The sequence below is a fragment of the Bacteroides sp. 2201st1_D9_2201SCRN_220225 genome (assembly GCF_040928965.1).
In the GTDB taxonomy this organism is placed as follows: domain Bacteria; phylum Bacteroidota; class Bacteroidia; order Bacteroidales; family Bacteroidaceae; genus Bacteroides; species Bacteroides stercoris.
Window position 1 is genome coordinate 1 of the sequence record NZ_JBCODG010000001.1, and the last position, 21,158, is coordinate 21,158.

The 21,158-nt window shown below is 45.3% G+C and carries 10 protein-coding genes and 1 tRNA gene; all 11 read right to left on the minus strand.

Annotation, left to right across the window (positions count from 1 at the left end; translation table 11 throughout):
- Positions 1 to 335: transposase (locus tag AB5903_RS00005; RefSeq protein WP_368117577.1), on the minus strand; the 335-nt coding region annotated here is incomplete at its 3' end.
- 157 nt (positions 336 to 492) lie between these two features.
- Positions 493 to 4,836, minus strand: a complete 4,344-nt coding sequence (locus tag AB5903_RS00010) for an ATP-binding protein (protein WP_368117578.1) — start codon at positions 4,834 to 4,836, stop codon at positions 493 to 495.
- A gap of 124 nt (positions 4,837 to 4,960) precedes the next feature.
- On the minus strand, positions 4,961 to 6,097 hold the full coding sequence (locus AB5903_RS00015; protein WP_368117579.1) for an N-acetyltransferase: 1,137 nt from the start codon (positions 6,095 to 6,097) through the stop codon (positions 4,961 to 4,963).
- A 57-nt stretch (positions 6,098 to 6,154) separates the two neighbouring features.
- Entirely contained in the window at positions 6,155 to 7,117 is a 963-nt protein-coding gene (locus tag AB5903_RS00020) for a calcium/sodium antiporter (RefSeq protein ID WP_118206713.1), read from the minus strand.
- Between the two features lie 281 nt (positions 7,118 to 7,398).
- Positions 7,399 to 8,331, minus strand: a complete 933-nt coding sequence (locus AB5903_RS00025; RefSeq protein ID WP_368117580.1) for a metallophosphoesterase — start codon at positions 8,329 to 8,331, stop codon at positions 7,399 to 7,401.
- Positions 8,332 to 8,433: 102 nt separating this feature from the next.
- The gene (locus AB5903_RS00030; protein ID WP_368117581.1) at positions 8,434 to 11,202 is read right to left on the minus strand and encodes a TonB-dependent receptor; all 2,769 of its coding nucleotides are present in this window, start codon (positions 11,200 to 11,202) and stop codon (positions 8,434 to 8,436) included.
- A gap of 206 nt (positions 11,203 to 11,408) precedes the next feature.
- Positions 11,409 to 12,617, minus strand: coding sequence for an SAM-dependent methyltransferase (locus AB5903_RS00035; protein WP_272709988.1), 1,209 nt, complete (start codon positions 12,615 to 12,617; stop codon positions 11,409 to 11,411).
- 106 nt (positions 12,618 to 12,723) lie between these two features.
- Positions 12,724 to 15,624 (minus strand): chondroitinase family polysaccharide lyase, encoded by a 2,901-nt coding sequence (locus AB5903_RS00040; protein ID WP_272709989.1) that lies wholly within the window; start codon positions 15,622 to 15,624, stop codon positions 12,724 to 12,726.
- Positions 15,625 to 15,799: 175 nt separating this feature from the next.
- Positions 15,800 to 17,398 carry a RagB/SusD family nutrient uptake outer membrane protein gene (locus AB5903_RS00045; RefSeq protein ID WP_117740669.1) on the minus strand — a complete coding sequence of 533 codons (1,599 nt, stop codon included), beginning with the start codon at positions 17,396 to 17,398 and terminating at the stop codon, positions 15,800 to 15,802.
- Between the two features lie 24 nt (positions 17,399 to 17,422).
- A complete protein-coding gene (locus tag AB5903_RS00050) occupies positions 17,423 to 20,566 on the minus strand; it encodes a TonB-dependent receptor (protein ID WP_117740668.1) in 3,144 nt (1,047 codons plus the stop codon).
- A gap of 462 nt (positions 20,567 to 21,028) precedes the next feature.
- Positions 21,029 to 21,102 (minus strand) — tRNA-Ile (locus AB5903_RS00055).
- Positions 21,103 to 21,158 lie beyond the last annotated feature (56 nt).

Below are 21,158 nucleotides of genomic sequence, written 5' to 3' on the forward strand. Positions count from 1 at the left end.
ACCCGGTTGCGGAAACGGTTGATGGTAATGAAATCCGGTTTCTCATATCCGGCCAGCCAGATATAATGGATGTCACGGTGAAGAAGCTTTTCAATTTTCCGGCAGGAGTAGATGTTGTTCATATAGGCATACAGAATGACCTTGAGCATCATCTTGGGGTGGTAAGGACTGCGACCGCATTCCTTATACAGTTTTCTGAAACTTTCAAGATTCAAGCCCTCAACCAGGGCGTCAACCATGCGTACCGGATCGTTTTCTGCAATATCCTCATCAATTCTTTGAGGAAAAAGCACTGTTTGGTTGGGATTGTAAGGACGAAAATGTATCTTTGTCATAGTGAAATTCTTATGCCTAAAGATACAAAATCTTTAGGTAATAACAAAGCCCCAGCTTGTGAAAGTCGGGGCTTTGTGCGTAAAAGAAAGAAGGGGTGCATTTTGACACACCTTCTTATAATAATATCTCACTCGTAATGTCTGTCCGATATCACGGTTATGGCTGCTTCTTTTCTTTGTATTCCGAAGGGGTTACCCCTACAATCTTCTTGAAACAACGGCTGAAGTATTTCGGGTCATTGAATCCCGTCATATAAGCAATCTGCGAAATATTATATTCACCGCTGTCGAATAACTGTACCGCTCGTTTGATGCGTATCTGGCATATGAAATTCACAGGCGACAGTCCCACTATTGATTTTAGCTTCTGATAGAAGATAGTTCGGCTCAACAAGAGTTTTTCTGCGAATTGTTCGATGGTCAGATCCGGATTGTCCATCTGTTCTTCCATGAACTCCATAACTTTTTCCATAAACAGTTTGTCGTGCGGGGTTATTTGCGGTTGTGACGGTTCCGGAATGTCATCCGTTAAAGCTACGTCTTTGCCTGCGGTTAGCTTGGCCATGTACATCTCTTGCAGTTCTTTGCGCTGGCGTAAAAGAGAGGTGATACGGATTTTCAGGTAAGTGGAACTGAAAGGTTTGGTGATGTAATCGTCGATTCCGTGTTCCAATCCGGCGATACGGTCGTCCAAAGAAGCCTTGGCGGACAATACGATGATAGGAATGTGGCAGATATTATGGTTTGCCTTAATCTGCCCTATCATCTCCAGACCATCCATTATCGGCATCATAACGTCGCTGATAATGAGGTCCGGCACATTGTCGATGGCACGTTGCAATCCTTCCTTTCCATTGGAAGCGGTTATCACATTATAGCTGCCGGACAGACTGCTCTTGAGGAAATGCCTTAATTCATTGTTATCCTCCACTACTAATATGGAATTACAGTCGGAATCAGTCATCTCCGTTTCTTCCATGTATGCGTTTTCTCCGTCTAAACCGTTGGCTGCGGAAACGGTTTCCTGTTTGTCGTCATCCAATATGAACTCGGCTTGCATGTCTTCTTCGAACACTTTCTGTTGCAGGGGTAAGGTTACAGTGAAAGTACTGCCGACGCCGGGCTGGCTGCTTACCTGAATGCTTCCGTGATGCATTTCCACCATTTCCTTCGCCAATGACAGGCCGATACCGGAAGAGGGCTGTAGAATGTTCTGTTTCACCAAAGACTCGAAACGTTGGAATAACACACGCTGCTTGTCGGGCACGATGCCTATTCCCTCGTCTTTCACTTCTATATCGACCGATTCTTCTTTCGGGATAACCTTTATGGTAATCGCTTTGCCGGGAGACGTATATTTGAATGCATTGGATAGCAGATTAAAGAATATTTTTTCAAATTTGTCCTTATCTACCCATCCATATACGGACTGTACAGGTGTCACCAGCCGGTAATCCATATTTTTCTCTTTGGCGATTAGTTTGAAGTTGTCCATTGATTTCCGTAACAATGAAATCAAGTCTTTCTTTTCTACTAACAGCTTCATTTTCTGGTTTTGTATCTTACGGAAATCCAGTATTTGGTTCATCAGGTGAAGCATGTGCTCGGTGTTTTGATGCACTACGGTAAGATATTCGCGCGCGGTGGGCGAGAGCGGTTCATTCTCCAGTACTTCTGCGACGGGACTGCTGATTAGGGTTAAAGGTGTGCGCAGTTCATGAGAGATGTCGGTGAAGAAACGCAGTTTGATGTCGGTGAGCTGTTTTTCCATATCTACCCGGTGACGCAGGCGGTATATGTAGAATAACACATAAACAATCGTTGCCGTGAAAAGGATAAATAGCATGGAATAGAACACCCATGCCCAGTAAGTTTCCCAGAAAGTGGGGAGTACTCGTACGGGAAGGGAATATATGTTGTCCGTCCATACCCCGTCGCTATTGGTGGATTTGACCTGGAGACGGTATTCTCCGGCCGGCAGGTTGATGTAGCTTGCCGAGCGGTTGTTGCCGGCTTCATTCCACTCTTTCTCCAATCCTTCCAGACGATAAGCATATTGAATGTGCTCGGGAGCGACATAATCAAGGGCGGCAAACTGAAAAGTGACGTTTCTTTGCGATGCTTTTAACTCCAGCGCGGCCAGATTGTCAATCGACTGCTCAACCGGATGCCCCTGTATCCTGAGGTTGGTAAAGATGATTGGCGGCACATAACTGCTTTTTTTCATCTTGTCGGGCATTACCTCCAAGAAACCTTTATCGGTTCCTAAAACAATTTGGTGACGGGAATTTATTACGGGTAAGGCTTCCGAGAAATTGAAGTCTTGATAAGTTGAATTTAACTGATAGTTCTCGAACGTTTCTTTATCAGGGTTGAACTTGGACAATGCTATCTCGGACACGAACCATAGCTGACCGGAGTTATCTTCTATCATGGAAAGCATTAAATCCGAAGCCAATCCGTCCTTCTTGTCATATCCTTTGAATTGGATATTCTCTCCAAGCAGTGGTCCGGATATGATTTTATTGACTCCTCCAGTAAAGCTCATTATGTATGTCGTATTATGCCTGTCTGTGTAAATCTGCATAATATCGTTTGCGTTCAGACTGTGAGCATCACCCGTCCGGTGATTGTTCCTGTAAAATTTGATTTCTTCGGGACGCTTGAAGTCGCTCGCAAACGTAATTAATCCGCTGGTGGTTCCTATAAAAATAACTCCTTCGGGGCCGCCTGCAATATTACGTATTTTTGTTCCGTAGGTTGTGGGGTAATTTTTCAGTTCGTTATTGCAGTTGATAAATTGTATCTCTCCATTTCCGGTTTGCTTTATCAGGTTCAGTCCGCCGCCGAAACATCCTACCCAGATACGTTTACGGGTGTCCTGGAAAATGGTGTAGATGTCGTTGCCGCTAATGCTGTAAGGCTCTTCGGGGTTGTACTGATAGTGATGAACGGAGTATTTGCCGGTATCTTGTTTTTTTAGCAAATAGAGACCGGAACCTTTGCTTCCCATCCATATGTTGTGTTCCTGGTCTTCCATGAAATCATAGATATCTTCAAAAAAATGCGCCTGTTCCTTGATGATATCACCTTGTTTGGAAAGATAGCCTTCCAAGTTCCCGTCGGGAGCATATATGCGGACATGGTTTGATTTTGATGCACTCCAGAGCCGCCCGCCGCTGTCGCGCAGGAAAGCGCGTGTTTCGGCTTCATGATCGGTTTGATTGAAATGGAAACTTTGCGGTGAGAAACTTAATTTGTAGACGCCGCGCGCACTGGCCATCCAGGCATTGCCCTGATTGTCGATGGTGTGAACTCGGACTAACGGGCTGAAGATGGATTTGGGATGATTTACATCTATTACCAATGGCTTGAGTTTCTTTTCTTTTCTGTCATAATAGGAGAAATTTCCTTCGGTGGGTAACATCCATAAGGTGTTTGTGTTGTCTTCAAAGATTATTTTACGGCTTTTGCGTTCATGTTTAACCAACTCGTCCCGGGGAGTAACCAGATGCTCTTTTTCATTGGCGGCCATGTTGAGGCGGATAATGCCCGGCGTATTCGAGAATACCCAGATATCTCCATGCCGGTCTTGATAGACGGATTCTACGTAGTTGGAGTGTTGAGTGGGAGTTTGGATGTTTATCTGACGGAACTTGTTGTTGCCGGGGGTATAGAGTATGAGTCCGTTATCTGTTGCCAATGCCAGCGTATCTTTTCCGATGATTGTCAGATTGGCGATGTTCCGGTACGGATAGGGGACATCTATGAATTTCAGTTGGCGGGTTTTGAAATCATAGCTGGCCAGTTTGCCGTGTTCGGCGGCAAGATAGATGTTTTCTTTCCATTGGATGATGTGACGGAACGGGAAGTCTGTGTCCAATGTCTTTTTCCCGACGATAGTGATGCCTTTGTCGGTCAGTACCCATTCGTCTTCTTCGGAGTCCTGAAAGACCGTACAGACTTGATTGCCTTTCAGGTTGCCATTGAAGATGGAATAAGGCGAGATGCCTTTTCCGCCCTTGCACTGTTGCTCGTCGGCACGGTAAGTATATCCGTCTTTACAAAGTATCCAGGCAATTCCTTTTTTCAGCGAGAGAATACGTATGACATGGTTCGAATGATTGAGAGACCGGGTAAGCGGTTGGAGGACGTCTATGAATTTCTCAGTTTTGACATCGAACAGGCATGCTTGTCCGTCATACGTAGTACACCAGATATCGCCGTATTTACTTTCTACAATGTTGCCTATACGGTTACTCTCGAAAGAGTAGGTCGTTTCTTGGAATATTTTGTAGTTTTTGAACGTGTAACCGTCAAACTTGTTTATCCCATTCCAGGTACTGAACCACATAAGCCCTTTTTGGTCTTGCAGAATACTCATCACGTTGCCTTGTGCAAGGCCATTACTGACTGAGAAGTATTTAATTTGGCATACCGGTTGGGAAACAACGGATAACACGACTGACAGAAAGAAGAAGAAAAAGCTAAGCCGCTTCATAGTCATTATTTTAAAGTTTAAGCAAAAATAATGAAATGCGTTCAGAAGAAAAACAGAAGGGTGGATTTTACATAAAAAATCTACCCTTTCCCTTATTTTGTCCTCTATCTTACTATGCTGCGCCTTACTTTATAGCTTTGACAAACGCTCTTCTACGCTTATGCTGTTCGGTCTTGAAATATTCCCATTGTGCCTGTACCTTGCCGTTTTGTTCCAATTCGGGGTTGCTTTCTGCAAAGACAAATCCCAGTTTCTGATAAACGGGGATTAGGTCGGAGAATAGCAAGGCGTTTACGCCCTTGTTCTGGTATTCGGGTTTCACGGCTACCAGCAACAGATCCAGCATCTTGGCACGGCGTTTCATAAACAAGGCTTTCACCAGGTGATACCAACCGAAAGGCAGCAAACGGCCATGAGATTTTTGCAAAGCCTCTGACAAGGAAGGCATGGAGATGCCTACGGCTACCAGTTTGTCTTCGGCATCTGTAACCAGCGTCACCATGCGCAGGTCCAGAATGGGCAGATACATCTTTACGTATTGGTTAATCTGGCGCTGTGACAGGGCAGAGTAACCGTACAACGGGCTGTATGCTTCGTTCATCAGCTCGAAAATGGCTTGTCCGTAGTCGCGGGCAATCTTCTTGGCAGATGAATATTTCTTGATTTTGAGATTGTATTTACGTTGGATTAGGTCCGAAATACGCTTATGCTTGTCGGGTATGGCATCCGGGATATAAATCTTGTATTCTACCCAGTCGGCATCTTTCTCAAAGCCCATGCGTTCCATGTGTTGCGGGTAGTAAGGGTAGTTATAGGTGGTTGCCATTGTGCTAAGCTGGTCGTAGCCTTCGATAAGCATACCTTCCGCATCGAAATCGGTGAAGCCTAACGGGCCTTGTATATGGGTCATGCCCCGTTCCTTGCCCCATTCTTCAACGGTATGTATAAGGGCCTCCGATACTTCGGGGTCGTCGATAAAGTCAATCCAGCCGAAGCGCACCTCTTTCTTGTTCCAGGTTTGGTTGGCTTTATGGTTGATGATGGCGGCTACGCGTCCTACGATTTTATCATCCTTGTAAGCAAGAAAGTAATCGGCTTCGCAAAATTCGAAAGCGGCATTTTTCTTCTTGTTGAAGGTATTGAGCATATCATCGTAGAGATCGGGCACCGAATACGGATTGTTTTTGTATAGTTTGTAGTTGAAGCGGATAAACTGCTTCAATTCCTTTTTCGTAGAGACCTTTTTAATTGTAATTGCCATAGTTGTATGTTGTTATGAGCCGGCAAAGATACATGAAAATCTTTAAAAACGGGTGTCTTACAGGTTATAAATGAGGAATGTCGTATATGCAACGTAGCAAAGCACCATGATGCTTCCCTCAATGCGGGTGATGGTACGCTTGGCAAAGAACAGCCCGAAGAACCAAAGCAGAATGCCGGAGCCTGCCAGTACCCACAAGTCCAGATTAGTGATGCCGGTCAGGTGTAACGGAGTGATGGATGCACTGCATCCCAGTACAAAGAACACGTTGAACAGATTGCTGCCTACTACGTTGCCAATGGCTATCTCCGGATTTTTCTTCAAGGCGGCTACAATGGATGTGGCAAGTTCGGGCAGGGATGTTCCGCCTGCCACCAGCGTCAGTCCGATAACAGATTCGCTTACTCCCAGGCTGCGTGCAATGCCGCTTGCACCGTCAACAAAGAAACTGCCGCCGGCAATAAGTGCTCCAAGCCCGCCCAGAATGTAGAGGATAGACTTCCAAAGTGGCAGTTGCCTGATAGTTTCCTCACTGCCGGCTGTTTCTTCGGGACTGTGTGAGGCGATGGCAAAAGTATAACTCAGGAAGATAGCGAAGAAGCAGAGCAAAAGCAAACCGTCTGTGATACTGAGAGTATTAGCCTTGTCTCCGTTCAGGAATATGTCGTTGGCACAAACCAGTAAAGCAATAGAAGACAGGATGCACAGAGGTATTTCCTTTTGTAATGTGTTCCGGGTTACGGCAATTGGGGCGAACAGTGCGGTGCAGCCCACAATCATCAGTGTGTTGAAGATATTGCTGCCCACCACGTTGCCGATGGCAATATCGGCGCTTCCTTTCAGGGCGGAAGATACGCTGACCGTCAACTCCGGAGCTGATGTTCCGAAAGCAACGATTGTCAGTCCGATAACGATATTGGGTATGCGGAAGCGTTTGGCAACGGATGCTGCTCCGTCTGTCAGTCCGTTTGCACCTAACAGGATGAGGAGAAGTCCTCCTATAAGTAATAGAATGTTCATGAAATATATTATTTTGCGCGCAAAGATAATGCAAAATTCTGATTAAACGAGCCAAGAGGAAGTCCGTTTGCGCTTGTAAATGCGGAGAATTGTTCCGAAACCGGGGCGGAAATTATATCTCCACATTATATGGTTACGCGTGACGGAAATGTAAGTACGGCTCCGAAGGATGGTGCTACGGAAAAAGAAATAATTGAAAGAAGTCGTATCGGAATGATGGTTTGGTTCTTTCCGATACAACTTCGTATAATCAGGATTTTCCTATTGACTTAAAAAATGGGTTATTTGCTGCGTGTAACAGTGTGCAGTACATTGCCTTGTTTGTCAATCATGCGCAGTTCCAGTGTTTTTTTATCGGCAGATACTATGGAAAAGCCCGGTTCGGGACTGCAAAAAACGGTACTTTCAATAGGGTTGACTTTGCGGCTGAGCGAACCTGAGGTGTTGGTGATATAATCTATATTACTGCCCGGTACGCGCACATGCTGGAAGTTATGGATATGTCCGCAGATATACATGTCTACGTTGTGCCTGCGGAGTATAGGGTCGAGCCGCGACTGCATATCCCGGCGTTCGCTTCCGTCTTTCGGTGTTTCGGCATAAATGGGGTGGTGTCCGGCCACGATTACCCAGTCTTCTTTAGCGGCGGTCAGGACAGAATCGATCCATGCGAGTTGTTGTTTGTAATCTTGTTGGCAAGCATCGGGATAAGTCTCTTTCTCATTACGGTATTTGTCTATCATCGGAGCAGTATCTACCCAAACTACCCGGATAGTCATGCCTTTGTCTTCAAAAACTTTGGTATAGTAACGTGCGGGCATTGTCCAGCGGCGGCTGATATTCGAATAATCCAGTACGGCTTGCGTGTTGCCGCGGTATTCATGATTACCCAGCAAAGGAAACCAGTCTATCATCAGTTCGGGATGGCTGTAAATCAGTTCGTAATTAGTCATCCACAACGGGTCGTTGACGGAACGTACGCCTTCAAAGTGGTGCACATCACCCGCAGCGAGTACAAACTCCGGATCTGTGCCGTTTTCTGCCATTACTCCCATCAGTTCGGCAATGGGCTTCTGGTCATAATAGCCGTTGCGTCCCAGGTCATTGGCTACATAGAAGTTGAACTTTTTGTCGAATACGGAATAATCGGTAATTTGGGCACTTGCCCAGTTGCCCAGCAGGGCGACGAATAGTAAAAAGAATATTTTCTTCATTGTTTGGATGTTATTTATTCACTGCAGAGGGTATACGGTTGCATTGTTTTTTCATTTGGTGTGTTATAAAAGAAAATGCTCTGTCTCTCTGTGGTGATGTGTTTAAAAATTAATCTTCACTCCGGCATTCACCTTTACACCGTAGTATTCGGCTTGCATGGTACGGTCTTTTGTTCCCTGGTAGTAGCGGAGAGGCTGGTTCAGCAGGTTATTGGCTTCGGCATAGAATGTAGTCTTTATTTTCTTTCCGAACGTATAGCTTGCGTTGGCGTCCATGTAGTTCACTTTGTCGTAGTAACGGTCGTAGAAAGTGCTTTCACCCATTTCATCGATAAAGTCGGAAGCGAAATTATAGCTTACGCGGATGTTCAGTCCGGCTTTCTCGAAATAGAGCGAAGCATTGGCGGTGTGTGCCGGTGAACCCGGCATGCTGAGGCCTTCTTCGTTTTCGCGTCCTTCGAAGTTGAAGTCTTCTACGCGGGAGTGCGTATAGGTGTAAGTTCCGTAAAAGCCGATGCACTTCAAGGCAGGGGCGATGAATCCGAAGTCGCGTTGGTAAGAGAGTTCTATTCCGAGCAGGTTGGCGTTGCCCGCATTCTTGGGCTGTGTGAATCGAGTATATACATTGCCCTGATATTCGTAGTTGGTGCTGACTTGGTCTACGATGAAATCATCGATTTTCTTGTAGAAGATACCGGCACTGACCAGACCGATGCTGCGGAAATAATAGTCGGCGCTCAAGTCGAAGTTGTAGGATGTGGTCGGTTTCAATTCCGGATTACCGATGGTGATTTCATTATCGGAGCGCTTGATGTTTACGCTCGGTACAAGAGCCGAGTACTTGGGACGTGACAGTGTTTGGGTAAATGAACCGCGTACCTTGAAGTCATCGTTTACATTCCACTTTACCAGCAGCGAAGGCAGGAAATTAATGTAGCTGTTGCGCTGACGTTCGGTCTTGCCGGTGATGTCTTCGTCTGCATCGTATGTACGTCCGGTATAAGCCAGATTGGTGTTCTCGATACGCAAGCCGGACATCAGCTCTATGCGGTCTGTGATTTTTGAGTCAAAGCGGACATAGCCGGAGCTGACCGTTTCGCGTGCCTCAAAGTTACCTGCCAGTTCTTCCTGTACTTGTTCTTTCTCGAACAATGCAGGGTTATTAAGGTCTAATGCTCCGGTGTATTCCTTGCTGGCATAGATTCCTGTCTGGTATTTGTTATTGGGCATAAAGTGCTTGTTGGATTGGTCAACAGTATTTTTAAGGCTGTTTTCCATAAAAGCATCTTCGTCCAGCGGAGAATATTCGTAGAAGTCCACAGCTTTATCTTTGGTTTTACGAACTACCTTTGCGCCGAATTTCAGTTTGTTGCCATTCTTGAACGGGAGTTTGAAGTTGGCGGAGAATTTCAAGTCCTGCTCTTTGATGTCTTCCTGTTGCTCGGTCAGTTCTTTCAGGCTGAATTCGTCATTCAAGGTCATTGTAGAACCGTCTTTGGGAGATGCGAAAGGCTGGCGTTCGTTGCTCAGATCTATATCGAATTTCTGTTTCTTGAGTTGGAAGTCGATGTAGCGCTCGTTGGGACGCTCTTCGCTGGCTTTGGCATAACTTGCATGCCAGTCCATGGAAAGAAGTCCGAAGAGATGTTCACCGCCAAGTGAAAAATCCATCGTGCGCTGGCGTTCCAGACGGGCATTACGGTTGTCGGGCGTTCCGGCTTTGGTTTGTATGCGTACGGTGGCGCTGCCGTCCGGTTCAAGGTCTTTCAGGTTAGTGCGGTAACGGTTTTCCCAGTCGTTGCGGTTATTGAAGATACCTTTGAAAGTGAGTTTGTGGTTGGTGCTGATGTCCCAGTCCAAAGCGGCGGAGTAGCTTTGACGTTCGCGGGTTACGTAATACTGGCGCATTTGATAGTCGTTGACGTATGCTTTGCCGTCTTTATCCTGCTCCCAGGTAAACTCGGTGTCGTAAGAACCGGAGGGGGCATTTTGATAGGAGGCAGATACCATCAACCCTAATTTATTATTGAAGAAACGGTCGCCGTAGGTAAATCCCAGGTTCAGCTGGGCTTTTTCGCTAATCCAGTTGTAGCCTGTTCCTGCGGTGGCAGCAATGCTGCGCTTATAGGGTGAGTTCTTCGTTACCAGATTGATAGAGCCGCCAATGGCATCGGCGTCCATATCCGGGGTTACTACCTTGTTTACTTCGATAGTCTGAATCATGTCGGCCGGAATCAGGTCGAGCTGTACGTTACGGGTATCACCTTCGGCAGAGGGTACACGGTTGCCGTTGACAGTTACGGAGCTCAGGTCGGCGCTTGTTCCGCGTACTTGTCCGAAGCGGGCTTCTCCCTGGTCGTACTGCACGTTGATACCGGAGATACGCTTTAAGGCATCGCCGATGTTGGAGTCGGGGAATTTGCCTACCTGGTCGGCAGATACTACATTGGTAATTCCCAAGTTGCTCTTTTGGGCGTTGATGGCGCGGCGCTGTCCCTGAAATGCGCCGCCTACAACTATTTCCTGAAGTTCGACTCCTTCGTTCAGTACCACATCTTTCTCTAAAGTGCGTCCGGCGGGAATTGTAATTTTCAGTTCTACGGGTGAGTAGCCTACATAGCTCACCTTCACTGTATAGGTTCCCGGGTCGAGGTTGGGGAAAGTGTAGAAGCCGTTGACGTCGCTCGTCACGCCTGTGTGTAGTTTCTCGATGTAGATTGAAGCACCCGGGAGAGTTTGCTTGGTTACGTCGATGATACGGCCGCGTACCGTACCTTGTTTAACGATATTTGCTTTTTCGTCGGCCATTGTCGTGTTGCTGGCCGCTGCGAATAGTAGAAGGAATAAGAATGCTCTTACAATTTGTTTCATACCTGTTATTATCTGTTAATAATCTGCGGCAAAAGTATAGGTATGGGATTACGTCTGTCTTACGGAATTTTGAAGAAACGGTAACGATAATATTACAAATCAATTGCAAATGATGCATCAGGGGACGATATAATTTATCTTGTATGTACTGAATGACAGATTATAAGATTGGAATGTACTTTACTTTTATTTGCTTTAACTGTATATTAAGGCTGTTTACAGGCAATCAACAGCTTTTTCTCATCAGCAAGAGTCGTTGCAAACAGGTATATGTCTCCACCTTCCGCCAGCTTCAGGCGTTTTCGCAACTCGGCTACGCTGGCAGGAAAATTACGTACTGTGAGGTTGGCCTTCTTTTCCGTTCCTATTAGCTTTTTAAGTTCTTTCTTGTTGAGACTGCTGCTATCGGTAATGCGGAACTTGCGTCCGGGAAAGTCCGGTATATACTCGTCGGAAGTATAAAGATGACTGTTGGGGTGCAGTTTCTCTACATTATATATAGATGAAACGCTGCGGAAGGCTCCGGCTTTTAGGATGGATGCATTGGGTTCGTACAAGTATGTTTTCAATGTGGGAGTATACGGACATGTATGTTCTTTCTCCTGTTGGCGGGTGAACAGGAGCTTTTGAACCTTCTGCGATGCAGTGAGGTTGATGCAGTGAATAGGGATTTCTTCAGGTACTAATTCCTTTCCGCGCTCTAATACAAGGAGAAGTTCCTTGCATTCGTTGTTGACGGAAACGACGTGGGCGGCTTGTACATGTTTCAAGTCATGCAGTACAAGGGTAAGGTCCAGCATGGGAGATAACTTAACCAGAACGTGTGACGCTTTCTCAAGCAGTAAATTTTCCAAAGCGGAAACATCAGGCTCACATTCGCTGATAGCTATTGTTTTGCCTCCGTGTCCATCACGCCGGGCGGGGTCTATGAATATCCAGTCTACGGGTTCCATCATTTGCAGATAACGGATGCTGTCTTCATGGCAGACCATGACCTGTTTTAAGTTTAAAAGCGAAAAGTTATGAGCTGCTATTGTACAGAGTGTTTCCTGCCGCTCCACATAGGCGGACTGTTGGAAGCAGGCAGATAGGAAGGCACAGTCGATGCCAAAACCGCCGGTGAGGTCAGTAAAGGTTTTGCGGCTGCCGTATCCCGTGTCTGAAACTATTTTGACCTTATAGTTTGCCGTTACTTCCGAGGAGCATTGTTCCATGGAAAGATGTGTCGGGTAAAGAATACCTTCCCGTGCTGCCCAAGCGGGTATTTTTTCTTCTGCAATTTGACGTCCCACAATTTGGATGATAGCGGCAGGTACGTCTACTGTCGGATACTTGTGTGCTTGTAAAGCAAGGTTGCGTACGTTGTCTTTGCGATGCTCCCGGATAAATTGGAGTGTTTCTTCAGTCAGTGTCATGGGCATTGTTTGAGTAACGGTGCAAAGATACGGATAATTGTGATATGATTGAGGAGTTTTGCCAGCAGACAATCGGCAGGAGGTAGACCGGTTGTCTGCTGAGGCTTTATTGAATCAGGGTAAACTCTACAGGTTGCCCATGCTGGCATTCCACACTCAGTTGGGTTGTGCCGGTCCGGTATGTCGTTTTCACTCTTTTGTCGTAAGCAGACACATGCCATTTACCTTTCAGTTCCAACTCTTTTATTATGATACGGCTGGGTTCTTTGGTTGTGAATGTCTTTTCCGCAATGTTGAGGTTGGGAGTACACACACTCATTACCAAGGCATTATTCTCTTTTTGATACATCACCATTGTTTCTGCGGGCAAGAAAGAGAAAACATTATCGGCAGCCGGTTTGGTATCTTCAAAGACAGCGTATGCCATGGTGCCTGTCAGAATATCGTTTACGGCATGCATCTTGCGGTCGCGTTGTATCACTTTGTAGGTGGCTGCCGGCACATGGGTCTTCAGTTCTTTTCCAGAAGGCTGTATCCATACCATGTATTCGTAGCTTCCATCTTTGGGAGCTGTTCCGTGAGCTATCCATGCCGACGCAAATGTTCCGGTAGTGGGGGTGCGTAACTTTTCGTGGCGCGATTCCTGTTCTGTGATTTGTACCTTTACCTTTCCGTCTTTCACAAAATACAGGTTACCGCAGCCGTCTTCAAGGCAGACCGGTTGTGTATCCGAGGCAGGTAGTTCCTGTTGCAGCCCTATTTGCTGTTCTTTTTCTCCAGTAATCCTGATGAAATCTTTTCCCGGTCGGAAGACGTGTTGGAAAAGCGTTGTTTCCGTAGGATAGTCGCTGTTGCTGTTTTTGATGTCTGTGCCAAGGCAGATTAAGCGGTTATCGAAACAAAATACCGACTTTCGTGCTACGAAATCGCCGGTAAAGTTTTTAAGGTCTCGTTCCATTAATTTCATGGCAAACATTCCGTTTTGGTTTTTCAGAGAACTTGCACCGGCGAATTTTTCCTTGGAGCGTGCCATGGTAGTACCAGGCAGAGGACTGTTCAACAGTTCGAAGGGCAGGTGTATGGTGGTGGTGCCGGGCAGTCGGTTCCAATCCCAGCCATTTTCATTGTAACCGCTGGCTTTGCGGGAAGGAGCCCCCATTATTTGTACCGAACCGTAACTTTGATACCGACCGTACCGGTTGTCTTTTGTGTAAATTTCCGCTCCCCATACATCTGTGTTATATCCTTTGAGCGTAACCATCCAGTTATTGCGGCGGAAAATGCCGGCAGAACCGTAATTGTATACAAAAAAGCCTTGCGGCGCTGTTGCCGGAAGTATCCCTTGTTGTTTGAAGTAAGCGGCTTCAGGGGTATTACGTTTGCAAAGGCGCAAATAGTCTGCGGCCAGTTGATGATCAAACGGTTCTCCTTTATCCGAGAAGTCTCCGGATAGGGCAAGGTAGGCAAAAGCGTCTATGTCGTCATCTTTCATGGAACCGCTGAAAGGATGTCTGCCACTGATACCTACGCCCCATTCGTATTTGTTGCAATAGTTGCGCATGGCGATAAGAGCGGATTTCAGTACCTTTCTGGCAGATAAGGTCAATTGATAAGAAGTCTTGTTAGTCAGATTGGTGAATTGTCCCAGCATAGCAAGTGCTCCCGTGGTATAGGCCGGATAAAAGCCGCCATGGTGAAAAGTGGTACCGTCTACCTTAATACCTCCAATCGTACCGGGAGTATATCTCAACGACGTGGATACCCAACGTGAAAGTCCTTTCAGTGCGCGAACCCTTTCTCTCTCATCCTTTGTCATCATGGCTGAAACAATTTTAGGCATCAGCAATGTATGCCATGTATCCAGTAACTCGTCGCGGTTTTTGCCGCATGCCTTACGGGTTTCCTGTAAGGCTGCCCAGAACGATAGTGTTGAAAGGATATTATCGCATGTGGGAGCTTGCCGTATTTTGTCGCGCATCAGCCAGGCTGTGGTGTATATTTTTCTTATCTGATAGCCGTAATGGTGGTTGGTTCCCATGCCGCTTCCGAAAGCAAATCCTTGGTTCATGGCATAGTCCCAGACTAAAAAATATTTGTGTTCTGCATCTTTGGATTGATTGTAATAGGCATCATAGGCAAATCCGGAGAGCATTGTTTCCAGATCGTTGAGGGATATTTCTCCCTTTTTGCGGTTCAACTTGTCATCGGGAACTACAAGAGGAGCTCCTGTAAAGCCGTTTCCGGAGCGTTGTATCTGTGCTTTTTGGAATGTAGCATAGGCTTTGTCGATTTTGCCTTGTGAAACTTTATCCGCTGTCAGGACTTTTGTCAGCCGTTCTTCTATGGTTTGTAATTCCTGTTTCTCTGTCGGAGTCAGCGTAGCAGGAAGAGGCAGGTCATATTCCAGCTGTTCCCATTGCCATACACGACACCAATGCCATAAGTCTCTAAATGTAAGTGAATTATTGTAGGACATCTGCATGTCGGGAGTAGTGCGTTGATTCATTTCTTTTACGGGGAAAACGAGACGGTCGAAGAATACGCGTCCGTTGTTGTCCGGAGCAACGATACGGTAACCGGCGATTGTATTCTCTTGCTTATCTCCTTTCATGTGGGCAAAGCCTATCCAACAGGCACGCCAACCCTGAGCGTTTAGCCGGAAACCGAACCTATAAGATACATGACCCGTTGGAGAGAAGAATTCAAAGCGCAGCGAATCTTTTCTGGCTTGTTCGTTGTAAATCCATAGTGTAATCCCGCGCTTTTCTTTTGATATGGAGTCCAGATGTAGGGGAGTATCTAGTTTGACGGTGAGCACGGAACGGGGAGAGAATTGCCATGCAAGGCTTCTTTTCCCTTCTTTGTAGAACTCTTCTGAGGAAGAGAGTTCGTTTGATTGTACTGTGCAGAAGGATTGTGGCACTCCTTTTTCAAATCCGGTTGTCTGTGCAAAGAGTATGTTGCCAAGGCATAAAAACAGACAATATAACAAATAGAATCGGTACATATTGCGAAATTTTAGCAGGTATGCAAAAAAAGAGGTTGTCTTCGATGTAGAGGCATTCTGCCGCCATCTCTTTCCGGACGGAACGGCAGACTGCTTCATGCCATGAAACAACCTCTTTCGGTTAAGTTAATAAAAAAAGTTGAAGGTTAGAAGAATTGTAGTTCTTTTATTTAGGTTATTGCCAATATTTATTCTGTTCCAATTTGCCGTTTACATCCAGTTCTTTTGTCGGAATGGGGAGAAACTGGTGTTTTTCTTGTGTACGTGCTGCATAATCGCGTGCACCGATAAACTGGTTTCCTGTAGCCCAGCGTTTATCTTGAGTCGCAGCTCCTAATTTGTCGTGTACGGCTTCTACATAAATACCCCAGCGTACCAGATCATATTTCCGCAGAGACTCAAAACAGAGCTCACGGGCACGTTCGTCACGGACGGCTTGTTGGAAGTCTGTATAGGACAAACCCTCCAATTTGGATATGCCTGCACGTTGGCGTATCTCATTAATGCATTCGTATGCTAAATCCGTAGGTCCTTGATGGGCTTCATTTTCTGCTTCAGCCAGCATTAAAAGGACATCACCATAACGTAAAATAGGATAGTTTTCAGGAGTATAACTCTTCTCTTTCATAGAAGAGGTTTCCCATTCGCGGCGGAACTTTCCACATGAACGTTGGACAATCTGTTTGTTTGTCCATGTTTTCTTGTTGTCGTTTACATCATACCAATAAGGAGCGATGGACAAGTCGCGGCGCTTATCGTTTTCTTCGAATAAATCCCAAAGTATCAGAGTGGCTGCATAAAAGCCATAGGCGTATCCCTTACCGGTAGCTTTGGTGCATTTTTGAAGATTGCCTATAACATTTCCTATACGCCCGTCTGTATAGTTTCCTATGCCGTCGGCAGTACGGTTACCGATAAATTCGGCTTCCCAGATGCTTTCATTGTATTCGGTATCATATTTGTCGGCTGCCATGTTCTTCCAGATTGCATAGATATCCGGATTCATCTTATGCTTATTCGACTTTTTCACTTCATTGGCCCAATATGCAGCTTTGGCATAATAAGGCTGTCCGCCGTTGGCGGGATATCCGGCACGCCACAAGTATACGCGGGCAAGGATACCCATTACTGTATTCTTTTTGATATAAGAGGGAGACTTATCATAGGTCTGGTCATCAACCAAGTTTACGCATTCTTCCATTTCTCCGATAATCCAATCCAAAGCATCGGCATGGGGAGTTGCTTCTATGGATGAATTATTCACATCTTTGAATGAGGTCTTGCGGATGGGTACTTCGTACCAACCTTGTACTAACAGGAAGTGAAAATATGCACGGAGAAATTTAGCTTCACCTTTCATTCGTGTTTTCACACTTTCATCCATGTCGGCTTTGTTAACATTCTCAAGAAAAACGTTGGCATTGTTGATTCCTTTGTAAAGAGTCTCCCATGTACCCCATACATGTTGGTTTCCCGGATTATGGTCGTTGCCATAGACTTGACTTGCTAATTGTCCGCTTTGGCGCTGGTAGTAACTCAGGTCGTCTACGTTGGATATCATGCATGAGTAATTGTTTCCGTATACCTTCTCGTAGACCAAAGTATAATAGACTCCGGCCAAAGCAGCCGTACATTCACTTTCATTGGAGTAAAAAGTTTCCGGAGCGGTGAAATCATAAGGCTTTGTATCCAAAAAACTGTCGCAGGAGCTCAGCATTATGGCAGAGCATAATGTTAAAACTGTTGCATGGAATAATTTATATACTGTTTTCATATCAGTCTCATTTTTAATATTTGGTTAGAATGTTACATTTAATCCCAATGACATACTGAAGGCGCGAGGGTATGGAGACCAGTCAAAGCCCGGTGTCAATGGAGAATTACGGGTAGAAACTTCCGGGTCGCTTCCGGAATAACCGCTGATAGTAGCAATGTTTTCGGCAGAAAGGTAAACACGTGCGCTGCTTATATGCAAGGGCTTCAGTGTTTTTGCCTCGAAATTATATCCCAATGAGATGTTCTTGAGTTTCAGGAAAGAGCCGTCTTCCACATAGAGTGAACTGTATTCATTGGAACCTTGCGCCCGGGCTCTCGGTATGTTGCTGGTGGGGTTTTCCGGAGTCCAGCGGTTAGTATAGGCAGCAAACATATTGGTATTTTGTTTGGCAGCAGGGTTTTCGAACACCATGCGGTTGGCATTGAGAATATCATTGCCATAGCTCCATTGGAAGAAGATGTTCAAGTCGAAGTTTTTCCAAACCAGATTATTGGTAAAACCACCTATGTGTTTGGGCTGACCGTTACCGATAGTGGTCTTGTCCTTGTCGTTGATTTCGCCTTCACCTGTCAGGTCACGGTATTTGGGGTCTCCCGGTTGAGTACCGGCTACGTAATACGGGATGCCTTCTTTTAAGGTATATACCTCTTTGCCGTTTTCATCTATTGTCTTGTTGAAGTCCTCATATTTGTAAGTTCCGTCATAGATGAAGCCGTACATTTTACCGGCAGATTCACCTACTTTGCTGATATATGCCGGAGTGGTTTTATATTTGTTATCCCAACTGATATAGCTGGTCATATAAGGTTGTCCTGAGTTCAAGGCTATGATTTCATTCTTGTTGAAAGCGATGTTGAAGCTGGAATTCCAACTGAAATCTTTAGTTTTGATATTGGTGGTTTCCAAGGTGATTTCCAAACCGCTGTTACGCAATTTTCCAACATTTAAGGTAGCAGAAGAGAAGCCTGAGCTGGCAGATATATCGGCATCAAGCAACAAATCCTTGGTGGTTTTGATGTAATAGTCCATATTCAGGTTAATTCGTCCGTCGAGGAAGCCGAGGTCCAGACCGAGGTCCAATTGTTCGGTTGTTTCCCATTTCAGCTTTTCATTCTGCATGCTGCTCAATACATAACCCGGTACAAACTGACCGTTCCACGGATATTTGTAAAGATCGTCATCAGTGATGAGGTGTGCCATATAGTCATAGTTGCCTATGCGGTTGTTACCGGTCTGGCCATAGCTGAAACGCAGCTTACCGTTTGACAGCCAGCTGGCATTTTCGGCAATGAAAGATTCACGCGCAAAAGCCCATGCCAAAGAGCCGGAAGGGAAGTACCCCCAACGGTTGCCGCGGGCAAATTTGGAAGAACCGTCGGCACGCATGGTAGCTGTTATATAGTAACGGGAGTCGTAGTTATAATTGATACGTCCGAAATAAGACATCAGTTTGTTTTCGCCTTTGGAAGAATTTACGGCCGGTGTGCTTCCCTTATCGAGTCCTGCCATGCCGAAAGATTCATTGCTGATTTTTTCCGTCCGTATAGAATGTATATAGCTGGTATTTTTCTGAACAGACATACCGAGCATCGCATTGAAATTATGAGAGTTCTTGTTCAGTTGGTAGCTGAGTGTATTTTCGTTCAGGTAACTTCTTGCTTCACTTTGGTATAGATAAGCGTTTATTCCCTTACTTTGAGTGTTGGAAGGGTGGCTGTTACCGGTGCGTGTCTGAGAACCGTTGAATTCTTCGTTTTTGTAGTCGGTTGATGTATATCCGGCTGTAACTTTCAGTTTGAGTTTCTTAATTATCTCATATTCGGCACCTACATTAAACTGGAGATTATTGGTTGTCTTATGACGGTATTCGTTTTGAGCAGACTTCACGGGGTTAAAGCGGTAGTCCTCACTCATATTGACACCCTCATCGTACATCTGATTGAGAAGATCGCTTCCAGTAGGGGATACCGGACGGAAAGACCATACACTGTACATGTAGGCGGTAGACATGGAACTTGTGGCGCTCGATACGGTAGGACCGTCCTGAACAGTGCTGGCATAGTTCCCTGTAAAGTCAATCTTCAGTTTGTTGTTTACTTTCTGGCTCAGGTTCACACGTCCTTGATAGCGTTTTACGCCGGAGTTGATGATAACTCCCTGTGTGTCATCGTAAGACAAAGATGTGGTGTATTTCAAATCGCCTTGCGAACCGGTCATAGATATATGATGGTTATGGCTGAGAGCGGTACGGTAGATATAGTCTTGCCAATCGTAAGATTTAGCATTGTGATAGGCATCCAGTGTAGGATAAAGTTCGGTTATATAGTTTTTCTGGAATTCTTCTCCGCTGCCCATGATTTCTTGTTGCAGCATGACAAAGTCATAGGCATTCATCACTTCCGGTGTGTTTTTTACAAGACCTACTTTTACGCTACCGTTGTATGTAATGGTAGGCTTTCCAGCTCCGCCTTTTTTGGTGGTTACGATAACTACACCGTTGGCACCGCGTGCTCCATAGATAGCTGTGGCGGAAGCATCTTTCAAGATGTCTATGGATTCAATATCATTAGGATTTATTGATCCTAAGCCGGAACTTTCGGAAGGGAATCCGTCGATAACGTAAAGCGGAGCTGTACTTCCGGTCAATGAACCGGCACCGCGGATTACTATATTAAAGTTATCTCCCGGTCCACCGTCACCGGATGAAACCTGTACGCCGGCAATACGTCCTCCGAGGCTTTCGGTAATATTGCTGACAGGAGTCTTGGTCAAATCGCCCATATTGGCGGAACCGATAGAACCGGTCAGGTCACGTCTTCTGACATCACCATATCCTACAGCAACAACGGTCACTTCTTCCAAGGTTTGGGTATTTTCTGTCATTGTAATATCAAATTTACTTTGATTGCCTACTTTGACATTTTCCGTTTTGTAGCCGATAAATGAGAATTGTAAAACATCACCATTTTTTACATTGTCCAATTTAAACTCTCCGTTTAAATCTGTGGTTGTCCCATTGGTTGTTCCTTTAATTACAACACTTACCCCGGGCAACTCTCCCATGGCATCAATCACTTTACCTGTAATCTGTCTTCCTGTCTGTGCCTGTACTGCTGTACAGCAGAAAAGGAAGAATAAAAGATTTAAGATAACTTTTGGTCTCATAAAAATAAAATTAAAAAATTAGGATGTGCAAATGTATGGATTGTATAAGAAATGTGAAATCTGTAATTGTCCATAAAAAGTACAAATTCATACATGTGGAGTTGTAACTAACTGCGATGCAGCCAATAAACTGCTATTGGCAAGAAGGTATTATTATGTTACATTAAGATTTGCGGAGAAAGGAATATGAGCCAATTAGCTATGACCATCAACGGCTCTCGTTTTACAAGAGATTCCCATTTTGAGCAACTTGCACCGATTTATGCTGTAGCTGCTCAAGAAATAGAAGATTATATAAGGTTTTGTTTATTATAAACTGCTGCAACATTCTTGCGAATGAGGTTATATATAGAAGTATTTCTTAGAATTGTAGTAGCTTTATAGAATTGGGCATACTATCATATCTGGAGGGTCTGCAAACAAAAAAGGCTGTATTCCGTTAGGAATCAGCCTTTTAGTTTGTGGACCAGCCTGGGCTTGAACCAGGGACCTCCAGATTATGAGTCTGTTGCTCTAACCAACTGAGCTACAAGTCCGGTGTATCCTTATATCGGATAGCGGGGACAAAAGTAGTATTTTCTCTTGAAATATG